We start from the raw sequence: 23758 nt of genomic DNA, 5'->3' as shown, positions 1-23758 counted from the left end.
CCCGCCGATGAGCGAGTTCCCTCACTCGATCCGAGTTACCGGACATTTGCAGCGCCTATTCCCGTCGTCTGTATGGTCGTTGACGTAGGCGGAAATGCAGCAGTAGTCGGGTAAGTCCGTTGGGGGATTCAGTGACGAAGAGGCGGCCAGGCGTGACGACGAACGACGGGATTCCCGCGACGGCGGGGGAGGCCCGATCGGTGGACGAGGCCATCGCTGTTGTCGGCATGTCCTGCCGTCTGCCGAAGGCCTCGAACCCGGCCGCCTTCTGGGAGCTGCTGCGGAACGGGGAGAGCGCCGTCACCGACGTACCCGCCGGCCGGTGGGAGTCGGTGCTCGACGGAGTGGACGACGCCGGGCCGGCGGCGGGCCGATCGGAGCGCGGAGTGCGCCGGGGCGGGTTCCTGGACTCCCTCGACCTCTTCGACGCGGCCTTCTTCGGGATCTCGCCCCGCGAGGCCGCCGCCATGGACCCGCAGCAGCGACTGGTCCTCGAACTCGCCTGGGAGGCACTGGAGGACGCCGGAATCGTCCCCGGCACCCTCGCCGGCACTCGCACCGCCGTCTTCGTCGGCACCCTCCGCGACGACTACACGAGCCTCCTCTACCAGCACGGCGAACAGGCCATCACCCAGCACACCATGGCGGGCGGGAACCGGGGCGTCATCGCCAACCGCGTCTCGTACCACCTCGGCCTGCAGGGCCCGAGCCTCACCGTCGACACCGCGCAGTCGTCCTCGCTCGTCGCCGTGCACCTGGCCTGCGAGTCCCTGCGTGCGGGGGAGTCCACGACGGCGCTCGTCGCCGGCGTCAACCTCAACATCCTCGCGGAGAGCGCCGTGACCGAGGAGCGCTTCGGCGGACTCTCCCCGGACGGCACCGCCTACACCTTCGACGCGCGTGCCAACGGCTTCGTCCGGGGCGAGGGCGGCGGAGTCGTCGTCCTCAAGCCCCTCGCCCGCGCCCTCGCCGACGGCGACCGCGTCCACGGCGTCATCCGCGCCAGCGCCGTCAACAACGACGGTGCCACCCCGGGGCTGACCGTGCCCAGCAGGACCGCCCAGGAGAAGGTGCTGCGCGAGGCGTACCGCAAGGCGGATCTGGATCCGTCCACCGTCCAGTACGTGGAACTGCACGGCACCGGGACCCCCGTCGGCGACCCCGTCGAGGCGGCGGCGCTCGGTGCGGTGCTCGGTACCGCGGGGACCGCCCGCCCGGCGGACGAACCCCTTCTCGTCGGCTCGGCCAAGACGAACGTCGGTCACCTCGAAGGCGCCGCGGGCATCGTCGGCCTCATCAAGACGCTCCTCGCGCTCGGCCGGCGCCGGATCCCCGCGAGCCTCAACTTCCGTACGCCGCACCCGGACATCCCGCTCGGCACCCTCGGTCTCGACGTGCCCGCCGGACTGCGGGAGTGGCCGCACCCCGACCGTGAACTCGTCGCGGGCGTCAGCTCGTTCGGCATGGGCGGCACCAACGCCCACGTGGTCCTCAGCGAAGGACCCGTCCCGGAAGGCGAGGTGCCCGGTCCCGGCGTGGAAACCCCCGCCGGCGACGGGGCTCCCGCTGACGACGGGATCCGCGCCGGAGACGGGGCCACCGCCGGAGACGGGGCCACCCTGCCCTTCGTCGTCAGCGGCCGCGGGCGCGAGGCGCTGCGCGCCCAGGCACGGCTCCTGTACGAGACCGTCGACGCGGACCCGGCCCCGGCCCCGGCCCCGGCCCCGGACCCGGACGCGGCCCCGGACGCGGCCCCGGACGCGGACACGGCCCCGTACCCGGCGCTCGCCGATCTCGGCCGGTCCCTGGTCACCACCCGTACGGTCTTCGGCCACCGCGCGGTCGTCCTCGCCCAGGACCGCGCCCGCCTCCTCGACGGCCTCCGCGCCCTCGCCGCCGGGACGCCCGCGCCGGGCGTGGTCACCGGAGCCCCCGCCCCCGGGCGCCTCGCTGTCCTCTTCAGCGGGCAGGGCGCCCAACGTACGGGCATGGGTGGCGAGTTGTACGCCGCCTACCCGGCCTTCGCGGCGGCGTTCGACGCCGTCGCCGCCGAGCTCGACCCCCTCCTCGACCGGCCCCTCGCCGAGCTCGTGGCGGAGGGCGACACCCTCGACCGGACCGTCCACACGCAGCCCGCGCTCTTCGCCGTCGAGGTCGCCCTCCACCGTCTCGTCGAGTCCTGGGGCGTCACGCCCGGCCTGCTCGCAGGGCACTCCGTCGGCGAGATCAGCGCCGCCCATGTCGCCGGGGTCCTCTCGCTGCGCGATGCCGCACGCCTCGTCGCCGCGCGCGGCCGCCTCATGCAGGCGCTGCCGGAGGGCGGTGCGATGGTCGCGGTCGAGGCGAGCGAGGAGGAGGTGCTGCCGCTCCTCGCGGGACACGAGCGGGAGCTCTCCCTCGCGGCCGTGAACGGCCCGCGCGCCGTCGTCCTCGCCGGTGACGAGCGTGCCGCCCTCGATGCCGTCGCCCGCCTGCGCGAACAGGGCCGACGGACCAAGCGGCTCAGCGTCTCGCACGCCTTCCACTCGCCGCTCATGGAGCCGATGCTCGACGACTTCCGCCGGATCGTCGCGGAGCTGGACTTCCACGAGCCCCACGTCGACGTGGTGTCCACGGTGACGGGCCTGCCCGTCACGGCGGGCCAGTGGAGCGATCCCGCGTACTGGGTGGACCAGGTCCGCAGGCCCGTACGGTTCCTCGACGCCGTACGCGCCCTGGAGGAGTCGGGCGCCGACACCTTCCTGGAGCTCGGTCCCGACGGGGTCTGCTCGGCGATGGCGGCGGACTCGGTACGCGACCCGGAGGCCGCCGCGACGGTCTCCGCGCTGCGCAAGGGCCGCGCGGAGCCCCCGGCGCTGCTCGCCGCGCTCGCCGCCGTCTTCGCCCGGGGCCACGACGTCGACTGGGCCGCCGTCCACGGGAGCGGCGGCACGGCCAGGGTGCCCCTGCCGACGTACGCCTTCCAGCGCGAACGCCACTGGTTCGACGGCACCGCGCGGACGGCGGCGCCGCTCGCGGGGACGGGCACGAGTACGGGTACCGGTACCGGTACCCGTACCGGCGGGAAGAGCTCGGGCGGGACGAGCGCAGGCGGTGGCGACCGGCGCGCCCGCCACGAGACGACCGACCGCGTGCGCGCGCACGTCGCCGCCGTCCTCGAGTACGACGACCCGAACCGCGTCGAACTCGGCCTCACCTTCAAGGAACTGGGCTTCGACTCCCTCATGTCGGTCGAGCTGCGGGACGCGCTCGCCGACGACACGGGCCTGCGCCTGCCCAGCGGACTGCTCTTCGACCACCCGACGCCGCGCGCCCTCGCCGCACATCTGGGCGACCTGCTCACCGGTGGCCCCGAAGCGGCCGACGGCACCGGCATACCGCCCGCGACACCGCCGGACGCCACGGCGGAGCCGATCGCGATCATCGGCATGGCCTGCCGCTACCCCGGCGGTGTCAGCTCGCCCGAGGACCTGTGGCGGCTCGTCTCCGAGGGGCGCGACGCCGTCTCCGGGCTGCCCGCCGACCGGGGCTGGGACGAGGACCTGTTCGACTCCGACCCCGACCGCAGCGGCAAGAGCTCGGTCCGCGAGGGCGGATTCCTGAACGACGCCGCCCTGTTCGACGCCGGGTTCTTCGGGATCTCACCGCGTGAGGCCCTCGCCATGGACCCGCAGCAGCGGCTCCTCCTGGAGTCGGCGTGGGAGGCCGTGGAGCACGCGGGGCTCGACCCCGAGGACCTCAGGGGCAGCCGGACGGCCGTCTTCGTCGGCGCCACCGCCCTGGACTACGGCCCGCGCATGCACGACGGAGCCGAGGGTGTGGAAGGCCACCTCCTGACCGGCACCACGCCCAGCGTGATGTCGGGGCGCATCGCCTACCAGCTCGGCCTCACCGGGCCGGCCGTCACCGTCGACACCGCCTGCTCGTCCTCCCTCGTCGCGCTGCACCTGGCCGTCCGGTCGCTGCGGCAGGGCGAGTCGACGCTCGCCCTCGCCGGCGGTGCGACCGTCATGTCGACACCGGGCATGCTCGTCGAGTTCTCGCGGCAGCGCGGCCTCGCCGCCGACGGCCGCTCCAAGGCGTTCGCCGACGCCGCCGACGGCACCTCCTGGGCCGAGGGCGTCGGACTCCTCGTCGTCGAGCGGCTCTCGGACGCCGAGCGCAACGGCCACCGCGTACTCGCCGTGATCCGGGGCAGCGCCGTCAACCAGGACGGCGCCTCCAACGGGCTCACGGCCCCCAACGGCCCGTCCCAGCAGCGCGTCATCCGGCAGGCCCTGGCCGACGCCGGGCTCACCCCCGGCGAGGTCGACGCCGTCGAGGCGCACGGTACGGGCACGAGGCTCGGCGACCCGATCGAGGCCGAGGCGATCCTCGGCACGTACGGCCAGGACCGGGGCGAGGCCGCACCGCTCCAGCTCGGTTCGCTGAAGTCGAACATCGGCCACACGCAGGCCGCCGCGGGGGTGGGCGGGCTCATCAAGATGGTCCTCGCCATGCGCCACGGCGTCCTGCCCAGGACGCTCCACGTGGACCGGCCCACCACGCACGTCGACTGGGACTCCGGCGACGTGGAACTCCTCACCGAGGAACGGGAGTGGCCGGTGACGGGCCGCCCGCGCCGCGCGGCGATCTCCTCCTTCGGCATCAGCGGCACGAACGCGCACGTCGTGGTCGAACAGGCCCCGGAGAAACCGGACCAGGTCCAGGACCCGGACCAGGTCCAGGACCCGGATCAGGGAGACAGCCGTGTTTCCGTCCCCGACCCCGTCCCCACGCCCCTCGTGGTCTCCGCGCGCGACGACGCCGCCCTGCGCGCCCAGGCCGTCCGGCTCCGCGCCTTCCTCGACGGCCGGGACGACGTCACCGTCGCCGACCTCGGGCGCTCACTCGCCTCCCGTACGGCCTTCGAGCACAGGGCCGCCCTCACCGCGGCCACCCGGGGCGAGCTGCTCGCCGGTCTCGAGGCCCTCGGTCGCGGCGAGCAGGCCACCGGCCTGGTCACCGGCGGCCCAGGCAGGACCGGACGCACGGCCTTCCTCTTCACCGGCCAGGGAGCGCAGCGCGCCGCAATGGGCGAGGAACTGCGCGCCGCGCACCCCGTGTTCGCCGCCGCGCTCGACACCGTGTACGCGGCCCTCGACCGGCACCTCGACCGGCCCCTGCGGGAGATCGTCGCGAGCGGGGAGGACCTGGACCTCACCGCGTACACCCAGCCCGCCCTCTTCGCCTTCGAGGTGGCGCTGTTCCGCCTCCTCGAACACCACGGTCTCGTCCCCGACCTTCTCACCGGCCACTCCGTCGGCGAGATCGCCGCGGCCCACGTCGCCGGCGTCCTCTCCCTCGACGACGCCGCGCACCTCGTCACCGCCCGCGGCCGGCTCATGCAGGCGGCCCGCGAGGGCGGCGCGATGATCGCCGTCCAGGCGGACGAGGCCGAGGTCGTCGCGTCCCTGAAGGGGTACGAGGGCCGGGTCGCCGTCGCCGCCGTCAACGGTCCCACCGCCGTGGTCGTCTCCGGCGACGCCGACGCCGCCGAGGAACTCCGCGCCGAGTGGGCCCGACGCGGCCGGCGCACCCGCCGGCTGCGCGTCAGCCACGCCTTCCACTCCCCGCACATGGATGACGTCCTCGACGAGTTCCTCCAGGTCGCCGAGGGCCTGACCTTCGAGGAGCCGCGGATCCCCCTGGTCTCCACGGTCACCGGTGAGCTCGTCACCACCGGCGAGCTCACCTCGCCCGCGTACTGGACCGACCAGATCCGGCGCCCGGTGCGCTTCCTGGACGCGGTCCGCACCCTGGCCGCCCAGGACGCGACCGTCCTCGTCGAGGTCGGCCCCGACGCCGTCCTCACGGCACTCGCCGAGGACGCCCTCGCGCGGCCGGCAGACCCCACGGACACTCCCGACGCTTCGGAGGTCACCGCCGTCGCGCTCCTGCGCGCGGGTCGCCCCGAGGCCGAGACCCTCGCCGCCGGTGTCGCGACCGCCCACGTCCACGGCGCGCCCCTGGACCGGGCGTCGTTCTTCCCGGGCGGGCGCCGCACGGACCTGCCCACGTACGCCTTCCGGCGCGAGCACTACTGGCTGACGCCCGAGCCCCGTACGGACGCCCGCGCCCTCGGCTTCGACGCGGCACGGCACCCGCTGCTGACGACCACGGTCGAGGTCGCGGGCGGCGACGGAGTCCTGCTGACCGGCCGTCTCTCCCTGGCCGACCAGCCCTGGCTGGCCGACCACGTGGTCAACGGTGCCGTCCTGCTCCCCGCCACCGCCTTCCTGGAGCTCGCCCTCGCCGCGGGCGACCACGTCGGCGCGGTCAGGGTGGAGGAACTCACCCTCGAAGCGCCCCTCGTCCTGCCCGAGCGCGGTGCCGTCCGCATCCAGGTCGGGGTGAGCGGCGTCGCGTCACCGGCCGGGCGCGCGTTCAGCGTGCACAGCAGCCCCGACTCCGGCGGACCGGACACCGCCGACGACGCGCCCCGGGAGTGGACCCGCCACGTCTCCGGCGTACTCGACGAAGGGGACGCGGCCACGGAGGCGGACCACCACTTCGCCACCCCGGATGCAGCCGAGGCCTGGCCGCCCGCGTCGGCGACCGCCACGTCCCTCGACGGCGTCTACGACCGTCTCGCGGAACTCGGCTACGGATACGGCCCCGCCTTCCAGGGCCTGACGGGGCTGTGGCGCGACGGCGCCGACACGCTCGCCGAGATCCGGCTGCCCGCGGCACAGCACGCGAGCGCGGGACTCTTCGGCGTACACCCGGCGCTGCTCGACGCGGCACTCCACCCGATCGTGCTCGACGGCGAAGCCGATGACGACGGCGGTCGCACGGACGCCGATGCCTCCGGCCGGATCCGGCTGCCGTTCGCGTGGGCCGGGGTGACCCTGCACGCCGAAGGCGCCACCGCGCTCCGGGTACGGATCTCGCCCACCGGCCCGGACACGGTCGCGCTCCGCCTCGCCGACACCACCGGTGCGCCCGTCGCCACCGTGGACTCGCTGACCCTGCGCGCGGTGGCGAAGGACCGGCTCGTCACGGCCGGCACGAGCGTCGCCGACGCCCTCTTCACCGTCGCCTGGACGCAGATCGCCACTCCGGAGCCCGTCGGGCAGGCCGGGGTGGAAGTCGACGACCTGGACGGCCTCGCCGAGGCAGCCGAGGCCGGTGCGGGGGACGTCGTCGTCCGCGCCGACCGCTGGGCACTCGAAAGGGAGCCGGCGGCGGCCGCGCACACCGCCGTCAGGCGCGCCCTCGGCATCGTCCAGGCGTTCCTCGCCGAGCCCCGCTTCGACGGTTCGCGGCTGCTGTGCGTCACCCGCGGCGCGGTCGCCACCCGCCCCGGCGAGGACGTCACGTCCCTCGCCACCGCCCCCCTGTGGGGCCTCATCCGCTCCGCCCAGGCCGAGCACCCCGGGCGCCTGCTCCTCCTCGACCTGGGCGAGGGCGACGGGGCCAAGGACCTGATGCGCGCGGCGGCGGCCGGGGACGAGCCGCAGCTCGCGGTACGGGACGGCCGACCGCTCGCGCCGAGGCTGGCCCGTACCGTCGCTCCCTCCGGGGACGACACCGACGGCGCAGCCTTCGGCCCCGCGAGCACCGTCCTCGTCACCGGAGGCACGGGAGGACTCGGCGCCCTCGTCGCGCGCCACCTCGTGGCACGTCACGGGGTGCGGCGGCTGGTGCTGGTGAGCCGTCGCGGCGCCGACGCTCCCGGAGCGGTCGACCTGGGCGCTGACCTCACCGGGCTGGGCGCGGAGGTGACGTTCGCCGCCGCCGACGTGGCGGACCGCGCGAGCCTGGCGCGGGTGATCGCCGCCGTGCCCGCGGAGCATCCGCTGACGGCGGTGGTCCACACGGCGGGCGTGGTGGACGACGCGACGGTGGAGGCACTGACGCCGGAACGGCTGGCCGGGGTACTGCGCCCGAAGGTCGATGCCGCGTGGCACCTGCACGACCTGACGAAGGACCTGCCGCTCGACGCCTTCGTGCTCTTCTCCTCCGTCTCCGGCATCGTAGGCACCGCCGGCCAGGCCAACTACGCGGCGGCCAACACGGGCCTCGACGCACTCGCCGCCCACCGCGCCGCCGCGGGCCTGCCCGCCACGTCGCTCGCCTGGGGCCTCTGGGACGGTACGCACGGCATGGGCGGCACGCTCGGGGCCGGCGACCTCGCACGCTGGAGCCGTGCCGGGGTCACGCCGCTCACTCCGGAACTGGGCCTCGCGCTCTTCGACGCCGCGGTCACCCGGGACGACGCCCTGCTCGTCCCCGCCGGGCTGCGGCCCACCGCCCACCGGGGTACGGACGGACAGCCCCCGGCGCTGTGGCGCGGGCTCGTCCGCGGCCGTCCGCGCCGCACCGCACGGGCCGCCGGCGGCGAGGAGGCGGAGACCTCCGGTACGTCCGGTACCTGGGCGAGCCGACTTGCCGCGCAGTCCCCGGAGGAGCGGCGCGGTACCGCGGTGGCGCTCGTGACGGGTGTCGTCGCGGACGTCCTCGGGCACGTCGACTCCGCTGCTGTCGGGGCGGAACGCTCCTTCAAGGACCTCGGCTTCGACTCCCTCGCGGGGGTGGAACTCCGCAACCGGCTCAACGCCGCCACCGGCCTGCGCCTCCCCGCCACCGCGGTCTTCGACCACCCCTCGCCGGCCGCGCTCGCGCATCACCTTCTCGCGCAGGTGCCCGGGGGGACGGCCAAGGCGTCGGGCGTAGCCCCCACCGTACGAACGGCCACTGCGGAGGATCCGATCGCGATCGTGGGGATGGCGTGCCGGTATCCGGGTGGGGTGTCGTCGCCGGGGGATCTGTGGCGGCTGGTGGCGGAGGGGAGGGACGCGATCAGTGGGTTCCCGGTGAATCGTGGCTGGGATTTGGAGAAGCTGTACGACCCTGATCCGGAGCGGATCGGTACGTCGTACGTCCGGCACGGTGGCTTCCTGCACGAGGCGGACGGGTTCGACGCGGAGTTCTTCGGGATGTCCCCGCGCGAGGCGACCGCGACCGACCCGCAGCAGCGCCTCCTCCTGGAGACCGCGTGGGAGAGCTTCGAGAGCGCCGGCATCGACCCGGCGACCCTGCGCGGCACCAACACCGGGGTCTACACCGGGGCGATGTACGACGACTACGCGTCGCGCCTCGCCGCCACCCCGGCGGAGTTCGAGGGCTTCGTCCTCGCGGGAACCCTGTCCAGCGTGGTCTCCGGCCGGCTGTCGTACACGTACGGCCTTGAGGGCCCGGCGGTGACGGTGGACACGGCGTGCTCGTCGTCGCTGGTGGCCCTGCATCTCGCGGCGAACGCGCTGCGCAGCGGCGAATGCGACCTCGCGCTCGCCGGCGGCGTCACCGTCATGGCGGGACCGCACGTCTTCGTCGAGTTCTCACGACAGCGCGGACTCTCCGGGGACGGCCGCTGCCGCTCCTTCGGCGCCTCGGCGGACGGGACGGGGTGGGCCGAGGGTGTGGGTCTGCTGTTGGTGGAGCGGTTGTCGGACGCGGAGCGGAACGGGCATCGGGTGTTGGCGGTGTTGCGTGGTTCGGCGGTGAATCAGGACGGTGCGTCGAATGGTCTGACGGCTCCGAACGGTCCGGCGCAGGAGCGGGTGATTCGGCAGGCGTTGGCGAGTGCGGGTCTTTCGGCGTCGGATGTGGATGCGGTGGAGGCGCACGGGACGGGTACGCGGTTGGGTGATCCGATCGAGGCGCAGGCGCTGCTGGCGACCTACGGCCAGGACCGGCCGGAGGAACGGCCTCTGTATCTGGGTTCGTTGAAGTCCAACATCGGTCATGCGCAGGCTGCCGCGGGTGTCGGTGGTGTGATCAAGATGATCGAGTCGATGCGGCACGGTGTGCTGCCGAAGACGTTGCACGTGGACGAGCCGTCGCCGCATGTGGATTGGGAGGCGGGCGCGGTCGAGCTGCTCGCGGAGGAGCGAGACTGGCCCGAGGTCGGGCGCCCGCGCCGGGCCGCCGTCTCCTCCTTCGGAATCAGCGGAACCAACGCGCACGTCATCATCGAACAGGCATCCGACACGGTGGCACCTGCCGTGGAGCACCGGTCCACGGATGCCCCCACCGCCCCTGCGGGGCCGGGCGTGGCCCTTCCGTGGATCCTGTCGGGACGCGACGAGCGGGCCGTACGCGATCAGGCCGAGCGCCTGCGTACGTACGCGATCGAGCACCCGGAGGCGAGCGCCGCCGATATCGGCCTCTCGCTGGCTACGACACGAGCCCTGCTCGACCACCGGGCCGCCGCCGTCGGTACCGACCGGGGCGAACTCCTGGACGCCCTGGCCTCCTTGGCGCGCGGCGAGGACTCGCCCGCCGTCGTCCGAGGAACGGCGACCGCCACGGGACGGACCGCGGTCCTGCTCACGGGGCAGGGGTCCCAGCGTCTGGGAATGGGTCGTGAACTCTACGACCGGTCACCGGTGTTCGCCGCCTCGCTCGACGAGGTCTGCGCCCATCTCGACCGGCAACTGCCCCGCCCCCTCAAGGAGGTTCTCTTCGCCCCCGAGGGGTCGGAGGACGCGGACCTCATCGACCGGACGGTGTTCACCCAGGCGGCGCTGTTCGCCGTCGAGACCGCCCTGTTCCGGCTGTTCGAGGCTCACGGCCTGGTCCCGGACTTTCTCATCGGCCATTCCATCGGCGAGGTGACCGCCGCGCATCTGGCCGGGGTCCTCGACCTGGCGGACGCGTGCGTCCTGGTCGCCCACCGGGGCCGCCTGATGCAGTCGGCCCGGGCGGACGGCGCGATGGCCGCTGTCCAGGCGGGCGAGGACGAGGTGCGCGGGGACATCGCGGCCCTCGGTGCCGACTTCGCTGTCGCTGTCGCTGTGGCCGTCGCCGGAGTCAACGGGCCGAACGCCACCGTCGTCTCCGGCGACGAGGAGGCGGTGGAGCGGATGATCGCGCGCTGGCGCGAGCAGGGCAGGCGGACGAAGCGACTGCCGGTCAGTCACGCCTTCCACTCGCCGCACATGGACGAGATCGTCGACGAGTTCGTCGCCGCGGTCTCCGGGCTCACCTTCCGGGCCCCGGGGATCCCGGTCGTCTCCAACGTCACCGGAACCCTGGCCACCGTCGACCAGCTCACCTCGCCCGCGTACTGGGCACGCCACATCCGCGAGGCCGTGCGCTTCGCCGACGGCGTGCGGTACCTGGAGGGCGAGGGCGTCACCGAATGGCTGGAGCTCGGCCCCGACGGCGTCCTCGTCGCCATGGTCGAGGACTGCCTGGCGAAGGAGGCGGGGACGCTCGCCACCGCCCTGCGCAGGGGTGCGAGCGAGACCCGTACCGTGGGCGCGGCCGTGGCCCGCATGGCGCTGCGTGGAGCCGGCCCCCTCTGGGCGGCGGTGTTCCCGGGCGCACGGCGGGTCGACCTCCCGACGTACGCCTTCCGGCACCGGCGGTACTGGCTGGAGGGCCGGGCGGAGACCACGGGCGACGCCACCGCCCTCGGCCTGGCCGCTGCGGACCACCCGCTGCTCGGCGCGGAGGTCGCCATGGCGGACCGCGACGGATACGTGTTCACGGGACGCCTCTCCACCCGTACGCACCCGTGGCTCGCGGACCACGCGGTCGCCGGCTCGGTGCTGGTGCCCGGCACGGGCCTGCTGGAACTCGCGCTCACCGCGGGGGAACAGGCAGGCGCGGGCCGGGTCGAGGAACTGCTGCTCTCGGCACCCCTGGTGGTGCCCGAGCGGGGCGGCGTGCAGGTGCAGGTCGTCGTGGGGGGTGCGGAGGAGACCTCGGGCCGCCGATCCGTGGAGGTGTACGGGCGACCGGACGCGGAGGACTCGTGGACTCTGCACGCTCAAGGGGCGGTGCTGCCGCGGGCGGAGGCGCAGGACGCGGGCGGTCTGACGGTGTGGCCGCCGGCAGGGGCGGTCGAGGTGGATCTGGCCGGTGTGTACGGCCGGTTGGCGGAGCACGGGTACGAGTACGGCGCCGCGTTCCAGGGATTGCGGCGGTTGTGGCAGAACGAGGGGGAGCTCTTCGCCGAGGTGGCTCTGGGGGAGGAACTCCAGTCGGACACCGACCTGTTCGCTGTCCATCCCGCGCTTCTCGACGCGGCGCTCCACTCCCTCCTCCCCGGCGTCGCCACGGAGGACGGCCCGTCGTGGCTGCCCTTCTCCTGGTCCGGCGTGGACGTCCACGCCACCGGAGCGTCGGTCCTTCGCGTACGGCTCGCCCTGACCAGCCCGGACCCGGACTCCCTGGTGGCGTCGCTCACCCTCGCGGACGGTGCGGGCGGGTCGGTGGGGTCGGTGGATGCGCTGGTGTTGCGGCCGTTGTCGCGGGAGGCGTTGCGTGCGGCGGGTGCCGCGCGGGACGGGTTGTTCCGGGTGGAGTGGCGGCCGGTGCCGGTGGGTGCCGGGGAGGGCGCCGGCGCGCCGGATCCGGTGGTGCTGGTTCTGCCGCCCGGGGGCGCGGGGCCGGACGGTCTGGCCGAGACGGCTCGGGGTGCGGTGGCGGAGGTGTTGGCGCGGGTCCAGGAGTTCTTGGCGGACGAGTCGTCGGCCGGGTCCCGGTTGGTGGTGGTGACCCGGGGCGCGGTGGGTGTCGAGGCCGCAGAGGGCGTGTCGGACCTTGTGCACGCGGGTGTGTGGGGTCTGGTGCGTTCGGTACAGACGGAGCATCCGGGTCGGGTCGTCCTGGCGGACGTGGAGGACGAGTCCGATGTCTCCGTGGTCCTTGCGTCGGGTGAGGAGCAGGCCGCCGTGCGGGGCGGCCGGGTGCTCGTGCCACGGCTCGTCCGCGCCGACGTCGCAGCACCTGCCGAGGAATCCGTGGACTGGGGGCGGGGCACGGTCCTGATCACCGGCGCCACCGGCACGCTCGGCAGCCTCGCCGCACGTCACGCGGTGACCCGGCTCGGAGCACGGCGACTGGTACTCGTCAGCCGGCGCGGCTCGGAGGCCCCGGGGGCGGTCGAGTTGGCCGAGGAGCTGGCGGCGGCCGGAGCCGAGGTGGTCTTCGCCGCCGTCGATGTGGCGGATCGTGCCGCGTTGGCGGAGGTCATCACGGCGGTTCCTGCCGAGCGTCCGCTGACGGCTGTGGTGCACACGGCGGGTGTGTCGGACGACGCGACGGTCGAGGCGCTGACGCCGGAGCGGCTGGACGCGGTGCTGCGGCCGAAGATCGATGCCGTGTGGAACCTGCATGAACTGACGCGGGAGTCGGCACTCGACACGTTCGTGGTCTATTCGTCGCTGGCGGGCCTGCTGGGGACGGCGGGGCAGGCGAACTACGCGGCCGGCAACACCTTCCTGGACGCGTTGATGCAGCACAGGCGGGCTTCCGGGCTGGCCGGTGTGTCGCTGGCGTGGGGTCTGTGGGCCGAGTCGAGTGCGCTGTCGGGGCATCTGGGGGAGGCGGATCTGCGGCGCCTCGCGCGTTCGGGTCTCGTGCCGCTGGAGTCGAAGGACGCGATGGAGCTGTTCGAGTCGGCCACGTCCGCGGGTGTGGCCGACGCCGTCCTCGCGGTCACCCGCCTCGACACCGCCGCCCTCCGGGCGCGGCAGGACACGCCGCCGGTCATGCTGCGGGGCCTGGTGCCTTCGGCGCGGCGCGGGACCGCAGCGGGCTCCGCCTCCCCCTCCATGGAAGGAACCTCGGCCCTGGCCGAGCGGCTGGCCGTTCTCGGCCGGGCCGAGCGTGAGCGCGCCCTGATCGACCTCGTACGCGAGCAGGTCGCGGGGGTGCTGGGGCATGCGGACCGGGGTGCGGTGGAGGCGGAGCGGGCGTTCCAGGAGCTGGGCTTCGACTCGCTGACGGCCGTGGAACTCCGTAACCGGCTCAACTCCGCCACCGGGCTTCGGCTGCCCACCACTCTCGTCTTCGACCATCCCTCACCCGCCGCCCTCGCCACCCACCTGCTCGACCTCCTCGCCCACGACGAGGTCCCGCCGGAGGAACCCGTCCTGAAGGAACTGGCCCGGCTCAAGGCGGCGATCGGGGAGGCGGTCGGGAAGGCGATCGGGGCGGCGGCCACGGACGGCGGCACCGCGCACGAACGGATCACCGCCGGGCTGCGGGAGCTCCTCGACGTCGCCGACGCGGCGGCCGGAGCCTCGCCCGAGGCCGAGGCCGGGGACACGAACGAGGACGACGACCGGGACCAGGACCTCACGTCCGCGAGTGACGAGGAGCTCTTCGCGCTCTTCGACGACCTGGAGTGACAAGCATGACCAGCACAGCAGATCAGCCGACGAGCACGACACCACGGGGAGCTGAGAACACCATGGCGGGCGAGGACAAACTCCGCGACTACCTCAAGCGGGCGATCGCGGACGCCCGGGACGCGCGCAGGCGCCTGCGCGACGTGGAGGACAAGGCGCAGGAGCCCATCGCGATCGTGGGGATGGCCTGCCGCTATCCGGGTGGCGTGTCGTCGCCCGGAGACCTGTGGCGGCTGGTGGCGGAGGGGACGGACGCGATCAGTGAGTTCCCGGTGAACCGTGGCTGGGACCTCGACAACCTCTACGACCCCGACCCCGACCGGCCGGGCACGTCGTACGGTCGCGAAGGCGGCTTCCTCCACGAGGCGGACCGCTTCGACGCGGACTTCTTCGGGATGTCCCCGCGCGAGGCGCTCGCCACCGACCCGCAGCAGCGGCTCCTGCTCCAGACGGCGTGGGAGAGCTTCGAGAACGCGGGGCTCGACCCGGAGGCGCTGCGCGGCAGCCGTACCGGCGTGTTCACCGGCGTCATGTACAACGACTACGGTTCCCGGCCCCACCTGCCCCCCGAAGGCTTCGAGGGCTACCTCTTCAGCGGCAGTGCGGGCAGCGTGGCCTCGGGCCGGCTGTCGTACACGTACGGCCTCGAGGGGCCGGCGGTGACGGTGGACACGGCGTGCTCGTCGTCGCTGGTGGCGCTGCATCTGGCGGCGAACGCGCTGCGCCGCGGCGAGTGCGACCTGGCGCTCGCCGGCGGGGCGACGGTCATGTCGACCCCGGTCGCCTTTATCGAGTTCTCGCGACTGCGCGGTCTCGCGGCCGACGGCCGGTGCAAGGCGTTCGGCGCTTCGGCGGACGGGACGGGGTGGGCCGAGGGTGTGGGTCTGCTGTTGGTGGAGCGGTTGTCGGACGCGGAGCGCAACGGGCATCGGGTGTTGGCGGTGTTGCGTGGTTCGGCGGTGAATCAGGACGGTGCGTCGAATGGTCTGACGGCGCCGAACGGTCCGGCGCAGGAGCGGGTGATTCGTCAGGCGTTGGCGAGTGCGGGTCTTTCGGTGTCGGATGTGGATGCGGTGGAGGCGCACGGGACGGGTACGCGGTTGGGTGATCCGATCGAGGCGCAGGCGCTGCTGGCGACCTACGGTCAGGAGCGGCCGGAGGAACGGCCTCTGTATCTGGGGTCGTTGAAGTCGAACATCGGTCATGCGCAGGCCGCCGCGGGTGTCGGTGGTGTGATCAAGATGATCGAGTCGATGCGGCACGGTGTGCTGCCGAAGACGTTGCACGTGGACGAGCCGTCGCCGCATGTGGATTGGGAGACGGGCGCGGTCGAGCTGCTCGCGGAGGAGCGGGACTGGCCGGAGGTCGGGCGCCCGCGCCGGGCCGCCGTCTCCTCCTTCGGATTCGGTGGCACCAATGCGCACGTCATCATCGAGCAGGCGCCGCAGACCGCGCCGGTGGACGACGGCGACGCATCGGTCTCCTCCCCGCCCCTCCAGGTGGTGCCGTGGCTGCTCTCCGGAAAGACCGCCGACGCGCTGCGGCAGCAGGCCGCGCGCCTCGCCGCCACGCTGGACGCGGCGGAGCCGGGCGAGTCGAGCGCGATCGACGTGGGCTTCTCCCTCGCCGTGAGCCGCTCCGCACTCGACCACCGGGCGGTGGTCGTCGGCGAGAATCCGGACCAACTGCTGGCAGGCGTACGCCTGTTAGCGGGCGATGAGACGGCTCCGGGCGTCGTGCGGGGCGCCCGGAGCAGCGGAAGGACCGCGTTCCTCTTCACGGGGCAGGGTGCGCAGCGGGTCGGGATGGGGCAGGGGCTGTACGAGTCGTTCCCTGCTTTCGCGCGGGCTTTCGACGCGGTGGCGGCGGAGCTGGACGCCCACCTGGAGCGTCCCTTGCGGGAGGTGATCGCGACCGGTGACGAACTCGATCTGACCGGCTACACCCAGCCCGCGCTGTTCGCCGTCGAGGTGGCACTCTTCCGGCTGTTGGAGTCCTGGGGGGTGACCCCGGACTTCGTCGCCGGGCATTCCATCGGGGAACTCGCCGCCGCCCATGCCGCCGGAGTCCTGTCCCTCGCGGACGCCTGCTCGCTGGTCGCCGAGCGAGGCCGCCTGATGCAGGCCCTGCCCGGCGGTGGGGCGATGACGGCTGTACAGGCGAGCGAGGAGGAGGTCGTCGCCCTGCTCGCGGGCCGTGAGAAGCGGGCCGCCATCGCCGCCCTCAACGGCCCGACGTCGGTCGTGATCTCCGGGGACGCCGACGCGGTGGCCGACATCGCCGCGGAACTGGAACAGCGGGGACGCAAGACCAAGCAGCTCACCGTCAGCCACGCCTTCCACTCGCCGCACATGGACGGGATGCTCGACGCGTTCGGCGAGACCGCGTCCCGGCTCGCCTTCGACGCGCCGCGGATCACCGTCGTCTCCACCCTGACCGGACGGCTCGCCGCCGGTGACGACCTGCGCACCGCCGCGTACTGGACGGACCAGGTGCGGGGAGCCGTGCGCTTCGCCGACGCGGTCGGCACCCTCGTCGAGCAGGGGGTCACCACATTCGTCGAGCTGGGCCCGGACGGCGTGCTGACGGCCCTGGCCGACGGCCTGATCGACCGGCCTGCCGAGGGCACGGACGAGGGCGACGGCGCGTCCGTGGGGAGCGGCGCTGCCGAGGCCGTGGCCGCCGTCCCCATGCTGCGCCGTGATCAGCCCGAGGACCGGACCCTGATCACCGCGCTGGGCCGGCTGCACGTCCGTGGCGTCCCGGTGAACTGGGGTGCGTTCTACGAGGGGACCGGCGCTCGGCGCGTCGACCTCCCCACATACAACTTCCGGACCGACCGGTACTGGCTGGAGCCCGGCACCGCCGCGACGGGCGCGGAGGCCCTCGGTCTCGGTTCGGTCGGTCACCCGCTGCTCGGCGCCGCCGTGGCGGTGGCGGGTGCCGAGGAGACCCTGTTCACCAGCCACGTCTCGCTGCGTACGCACCCGTGGCTCGCCGATCACGCCGTACTCGACAGCGTTCCCTTCCCCGGCACCGCCTTCGTGGAGCTCGTCCTGGCGGCGGGGGAGCAGGTGGGCGCGGGACAGGTGGAGGAGCTGACGCTGGCCGCTCCGCTGGTGGTTCCTGAGCGTGGTGGTGTGCAGGTGCAGGTCGTGGTGGGGGGTGTGGAGGAGTCGTCGGGTCGTCGTTCCGTGGAGGTGTTCGGGAGGCTTGAGGGCGAGGGCTCGTGGGTGTTGCACGCGAGTGGCTCGGTGGTGCCTCGGGTGGTGGAGCCGGACGCGGGTACCGGTCTGGCGGTGTGGCCGCCGGTGGGTGTTCGCGAGGTGGATCTGGCCGGTGTGTACGACCGGCTGGCGGAGCGCGGATACGGGTACGGGGCTGCGTTCCAGGGATTGCGGCGGCTGTGGAAGGGCGAGGGGGAGCTCTTCGCCGAGGTCGCTCTGGAGGAGGGGCTGCGGGCGGACGCGGGTCAGTTCGCGGTGCATCCCGCGCTCCTCGACGCGGCCCTTCACTCCCTCCTCCCGGGCGTCGCGGACGAGATCGGACAGGCAGGCTTCCCGTTCTCCTGGTCCGGTGTGAACGTCCAGGCCACGGGCGCCTCCGACCTGCGGGTCCGCCTGACGACGACCGGTCCTGATTCGGTGTCCCTGACCCTTGCCGATGGCCTGGGCGGGTTGGTGGGGTCGGTGGATGCGCTGGTGTTGCGGCCGTTGTCGCGGGAGGCGTTGCGTGCGGCGGGTGCCGCGCGGGACGGGTTGTTCCGGGTGGAGTGGCGGCCGGTTCCGGTGGGTTCCGGTGACACCGGTGCCGGTGACACCGGTGCCGGCGGGCCGGAGACGGTGTCGCTGGTACTGGCTCCGGGTGCGGTGGCCGGGAGCGATCTGGCCGAGGCGGCTCGGGGTGCCGTGGGGGAGGTGCTGGCGAAGGTCCAGGAGTTCCTGGCTGACGAGCAGAGTGCCGAGTCCCGGTTGGTGGTCGTGACCCGGGGCGCGGTGGGGGCCGACGGTGAAGGCGTGTCGGATCTTGTCCACGCGGGCGTGTGGGGTCTGGTGCGTTCGGTGCAGGCCGAGCATCCGGGTCGGGTCGTCCTGGCGGATGTGGAGGACGAGGCCGATGTCGCTGTGGTCCTCGCGTCGGGTGTGGAGCAGGCTGCCGTCCGAGGTGGCCGGGTACTTGTACCGCGTCTCGTCCGCGCCGACGTCGCTCCGGCGGCGGAGCCCAGGGACTGGGCTCGGGGGACGGTCCTCATCACCGGTGCGACGGGTGCACTCGGTGCGGTGGTGGCCCGCCATCTCGTGCACGAGTGGGGCGCTCGTCGCCTGGTGCTGCTGAGTCGACGGGGTATGGACGCCCCGGGCGCAGCGGAGTTGGCCGAGGAGCTGGGGGCCGCGGGTGCCGAGGTGGTGTTCGCGGCTGTCGACGTGGCGGATCGTTCTGCGTTGGCCGAGGTGATTGCGGCGGTTCCTGCCGAGCGTCCGTTGACGGCTGTGGTGCACACGGCGGGTGTGTCGGACGACGCGACGGTCGAGGCGCTGACGCCGGAGCGGCTGGATGCGGTGCTGCGGCCGAAGGTCGATGCCGTGTGGAACCTGCATGAGTTGACGCAGGGCATGCGGCTGGACGCGTTCGTCGTCTATTCGTCGCTGGCCGGTCTTCTGGGGACGGCGGGGCAGGCGAATTACGCGGCCGGCAATACCTTCCTGGACGCGCTGATGGAGTACCGGCGGGCGTCGGGTCTTCCGGGCGTGTCGTTGGCGTGGGGGTTGTGGGCGGAGTCGAGTGCGCTGTCCGGGCATCTGGGGGAGGCGGATCTGCGGCGCTTGGCGCGTTCGGGTCTGTTGCCGCTGGAGTCGAAGGACGCGATGGACCTGTTCGACTCGGCCACGGCTGATGGTGCGGCCGACGCGGTTCTCGCGGTCACGCGGATGGACACCGCTGCCCTGCGGGCGCAGGGGAGTGAGCTGCTGTCGGTGATGCTGCGGGGGCTGGTGCCTCCGGCACCGCGTCGGGCCGCCGCGGCGGGTACCGCTTCCGCGGGTGGTTCCTCGGCTCTGTCGGAGCGCCTGGCCGGCCTGGATCGGGCCGAGCGCGCGCGGGTGCTTCTGGAGCTGGTGCGGGGTGTGGTCGCCGGCGTGCTCGGTCATACGGATCAGGGTGCGGTGGAGGCGGAGCGGGCGTTCCAGGAGCTGGGCTTCGACTCGCTGACGGCCGTGGAACTCCGTAACCGTCTCAACTCCGCCACCGGGCTTCGGCTGCCCACGACCCTCGTCTTCGACCATCCCTCACCCGCCGCCCTCGCCACTCACCTGCTCGGAGAGTTCTCCGACGTGGACGACCAGGTGAAGGACGGAAAGACCGTGGCCGAGCGGGGCGCATCCCCGGGTGACGTCGCCGCCGCCGAGGATCCGATCGCGATCGTGGGGATGGCGTGCCGGTATCCGGGTGGGGTGTCGTCGCCGGGGGATCTGTGGCGGCTGGTGGCGGAGGGGAGGGACGCGATCAGTGGGTTCCCGGTGAATCGTGGCTGGGATCTGGAGAAGCTGTACGACCCTGATCCGGAGCGGATCGGTACGTCGTACGTCCGCCATGGGGGCTTCCTGCACGATGCGGACGGGTTCGACGCGGACTTCTTCGGGATGTCCCCGCGCGAGGCGCTCGCCACCGACCCGCAGCAGCGCCTCCTCCTGGAGACCGCGTGGGAGGCCGTGGAGAGTGCCGGCATCGTGCCCGCCACCCTGCGCGGCAGCCGGACCGGCGTGTTCGCGGGCGTGATGTACCACGACTACGGCGTCGGCGCGCAGAACATCCCGGACGACCTCGAGGGCTACCTCGCGGCCGGAATCGCCGGCAGCGTGGCCTCCGGCCGGGTCTCGTACGCGCTCGGCCTCGAAGGGCCCGCGATCACCGTCGACACGGCGTGCTCGTCGTCGCTGGTGGCGCTCCACACGGCGGCGCATGCCCTGCGGCGCGGCGAGTGCGACCTCGCACTCGCCGGCGGTGTCACCGTCATGTCCTCGCCGCTCACGTTCGTCGAGTTCTCCCGGCAGCGCGGTCTCTCGACCGACGGCCGGTGCAAGCCGTTCGCGGCTTCGGCGGACGGGACGGGCTGGGCCGAGGGCGTGGGTCTGCTGCTCGTGGAGCGGTTGTCGGACGCGGAGCGCAACGGACATCGGGTGCTTGCCGTGCTGCGGGGTTCGGCCGTGAACCAGGACGGCGCGTCGAACGGTCTGACGGCTCCGAACGGTCCCGCGCAGGAGCGGGTGATCCGACAGGCGCTGGCAAACGCCGGTCTGTCCGCCTCCGACGTCGACGCGGTGGAGGCCCACGGCACGGGAACGCGGTTGGGGGACCCGATCGAGGCGCAGGCGCTGCTGGCGACCTACGGCCAGGACCGACCCAATGAACAGCCCGTCTACCTCGGCTCGCTGAAGTCGAACATCGGCCACACGCAGGCCGCTGCCGGTGTCGGTGGTGTCATCAAGATGATCGAGTCGATGCGGCACGGTGTGCTGCCGAGGACGCTGCACGTGGACGAGCCGTCGCCGCATGTGGATTGGGAGGCGGGCGCGGTCGAGCTGCTGACGGAGGAGCGGGACTGGCCGGAGGTCGGGCGCCCGCGTCGGGCCGCCGTCTCCTCCTTCGGAATCAGCGGCACCAACGCGCACGTCATCATCGAACAGGCACCACAAACCGTGCCGTTGGGTGAAGACCAGGACCTCGTCGCCCCGGTCTCCTCGCTTCCGGCCGTGCCGTGGCTGCTCTCAGGGAAGACCAGCGAAGCGCTGGAGGCACAGGCAGCACGCCTCGCCGTCTTCGCCGAGTCCGACGCGGCAGCGGAAGTGGAGCGCGTCGGCTGGTCGTTGGCGACGAGCCGTTCGGCGTTCGAGCAGCGAGCCGTGGTCGTCGGAGCCGACCGGGACGCGCTCGTCGCAGGTCTGCGCGCCCTCGCGGCCGGTGACGAGGGCCCCGGCGTCGTACGCGGCGCCGCCAGGGAGTCCGCCCGTACCGGATTCGTCTTCACGGGGCAGGGTGCGCAGCGGGTCGGGATGGGGCAGGGGTTGTACGAGTCGTTCCCTGCTTTCGCGCGGGCCTTCGACGCGGTGGCGGCGGAGCTCGATGCCTCTCTGGATCGACCCTTGGCGGAGGTGATAGCGAGCGGCGACGAACTCGATCTGACCGGCTACACCCAGCCCGCGCTGTTCGCCGTCGAGATCGCACTCTTCCGGCTGTTGGAGTCCTGGGGGGTGACCCCGGACTTCGTCGCCGGGCATTCCATCGGGGAACTCGCCGCCGCCCATGCCGCCGGAGTCCTGTCCCTCGCGGACGCGTGCCTCCTCGTGGCATCCCGGGCCCGCCTGATGCAGGACCTGCCCGGGGGCGGAGCGATGCTCGCGGTACGTGCCGACGAGGACGAAATCGTCGAGCTGCTCGCGGGACGTGAGCACCAGGTGGGGATCGCGGCCGTCAACGGCCCCGCCTCCGTCGTCATCTCGGGCGACGCGGTGGCTGTGGCTGAGATTGCCGGTCACCTGGAGGAACTCGGGCGACGCACACGGTTCTTGACGGTCAGTCATGCATTCCACTCGCCTCACATGGACGGCATGCTCGACGCGTTCCAGAAGGTCGCGGAGGGGCTCACGTACCGCGATCCACAGATACCGGTCGTGTCGACGCTGACCGGCCGGCTCGCCACCGGAGGCGACCTGCGCACCGCCGCGTACTGGACGAACCAGGTGCGGGGCGCGGTCCGTTACGGTGACGCCGTCGCGACGCTGTCCGACCTGGGCGTCACCACGCTGCTGGAACTCGGACCGGACGGCGCCCTGTCCGCGATGACCGACGGCGTACGGCCTGCGGGCGCTCACGCGGCGACGACGGCGATGACGGCGGTGCCGGCGCTGCGCCGGGGCCGCCCCGAGGCCGAGACCCTGCTCACCGCACTGGGGCTGCTCCACACCCGTGGCGTCCCGGTCGACTGGTCGGCGTACTACGGACACGGTGGTGGCGGCCGTCCGCACCTCGACCTGCCCACGTACCCCTTCCGGCACCGGCGCCACTGGCTGGAGTCCGGCCCGGCGAAGTCAAGGGCGTCCGAATCCGGGGCGTCCGACTCCGGCGCGGACCCGGCCGGGCATCCGTTCCTCGGCGCGTCCGTCGCCCTGGCGGGCTCCGGGGACACGGTGTTCAGCGGTCGGGTCTCCCTCCGCACCCACCCCTGGCTGGCCGATCACGCGGTAGGTGACGCGGTCGTCCTCTCCGCCTCCGTGATCGTGGAGACGGCCATCCGGGCGGGTGACGCCACCGGTGCGACCGTCCTGGATGAACTGTCCCTGCGGGCGCCGCTGGCGCTGCCCCGCGAGGGCGCGGTCGAGACGCAGGTGCGGGTGGGGGCCCCGGACGACTCCGGCCGGCGTTCCCTGGCCGTCCACGCGCGCCCGGCCCGTCCCGGAGCTTCCTGGGCCCTCTACGCGGAGGGGCTTCTCGCCGAAGGCGACGACGGGGAGGCGGGTGGCCGGGAGGACCGGGAGGACCGGGAGGCCGTACAGGGGGCTCCCGAGGTGCGACTCTCCGAGGAACTCCTTCCGGACGTCGTCCGGTTCGGGCTGCATCCCGCCCTCCTCGACGCCGCCGTCCTCGGTCACCCCTTCCCGGTCCCGGCCGGTTCCGTACTCGTACCGGCCGAGTGGCGGGGCGTGCGCCTGCACGCCACCGGAGCGGCCACCGCCCGGGTCCTCCTCACGGAGACCGGACAGCGGACCGCCGCCGTCCGGCTCACGGACGAGGAAGGGCGCCCCGTGATCACGGTCGAGTCGCTCGGCTACCAGGAGGTGCCCCTGGAGGAGTTCGCTCCGGCGGACCCGCCGGTCGCGGAGGGCGCGTCGGCCGGGGCCGGGGACGGTCATCCGACCGGCCCGTCGCGGCGTGCCGTCGAGGCCGCCACGTCCGGCAACCCGGCCGACTCCGCCGCCGAGCCGTACGCCGAGCTCCTCGCGGCCATGCCGCCGGAGGCGCGGCGCGTGGCGCTGCTCGATCTCGTGAGGGGCGAAGTGGCCGCGGTCCTGGGCCACTTCGACCCGTACGCCATCGAGCCCGAGCGCGCCTTCCAGGACCTCGGCTTCGACTCGCTGATCGCCGTCGACCTGCGCAACCGGCTCGGCCGGGCCACCGGTTCCGAACTTCCCGCGACGCTGGTCTTCGACCACCCGACCCCCGACGCGCTCACCGACCACCTTCTCGTCCACCTCGCGGCCGTACGGGAGGAAGCCGGCATCCGCTCGACCCTGGCCGGCCTCGACCACCTGGAATCGGCGCTGCCGGACATGGCCGACGACGAGGCGCTCCGCACGGCAGTCGCGGCGCGACTCCAGGGCCTCCTGCTCCGGCTCACCGGAGACGGGCAGCAGGCCGGCTCCGCCCACGGCACCACGCCGCTCGGCGGCGACCAGGCGCCGGCGGACGACGACGATCTCGCCGACCGGCTCGCGTCCGCGACCGCCGACGACCTCTTCGCCCTCATCGACGGCGAGTTGGACCCGGCAGCCGACTGAGCCGGTCGCCCGCGCCCG

2 protein-coding genes are annotated in these 23758 nt (G+C 73.4%); both read left to right on the top strand.

All coding sequences use genetic code 11. The annotated features are described in order from the left end of the window. Window positions 1-152: 152 nt before the first annotated feature. Window positions 153-14189, top strand: a complete 14037-nt coding sequence (locus ACIBG6_RS32070; RefSeq protein ID WP_399226221.1) for a type I polyketide synthase — start codon at window positions 153-155, stop codon at window positions 14187-14189. A gap of 5 nt (window positions 14190-14194) precedes the next feature. Further along, window positions 14195-23740: an SDR family NAD(P)-dependent oxidoreductase gene (locus tag ACIBG6_RS32065; RefSeq protein ID WP_399226220.1), complete on the top strand. Its 9546-nt coding sequence runs from the start codon at window positions 14195-14197 to the stop codon at window positions 23738-23740. Window positions 23741-23758 lie beyond the last annotated feature (18 nt).

Origin of the sequence: Streptomyces sp. NPDC050842 (genome assembly GCF_044456565.1) — a bacterium.
GTDB lineage: Bacteria > Actinomycetota > Actinomycetes > Streptomycetales > Streptomycetaceae > Streptomyces.
The sequence above is the reverse complement of the archived record's forward strand: the minus strand, read 5'-3'. Positions and strand labels throughout refer to the sequence as shown.

Coding starts and splice junctions, on each gene's coding strand:
- ACIBG6_RS32065 (WP_399226220.1), top strand. CDS start 14,195: ATGACCAGCACAGCAGATCAGCCGACGAGCACGACACCACGGGGAGCT.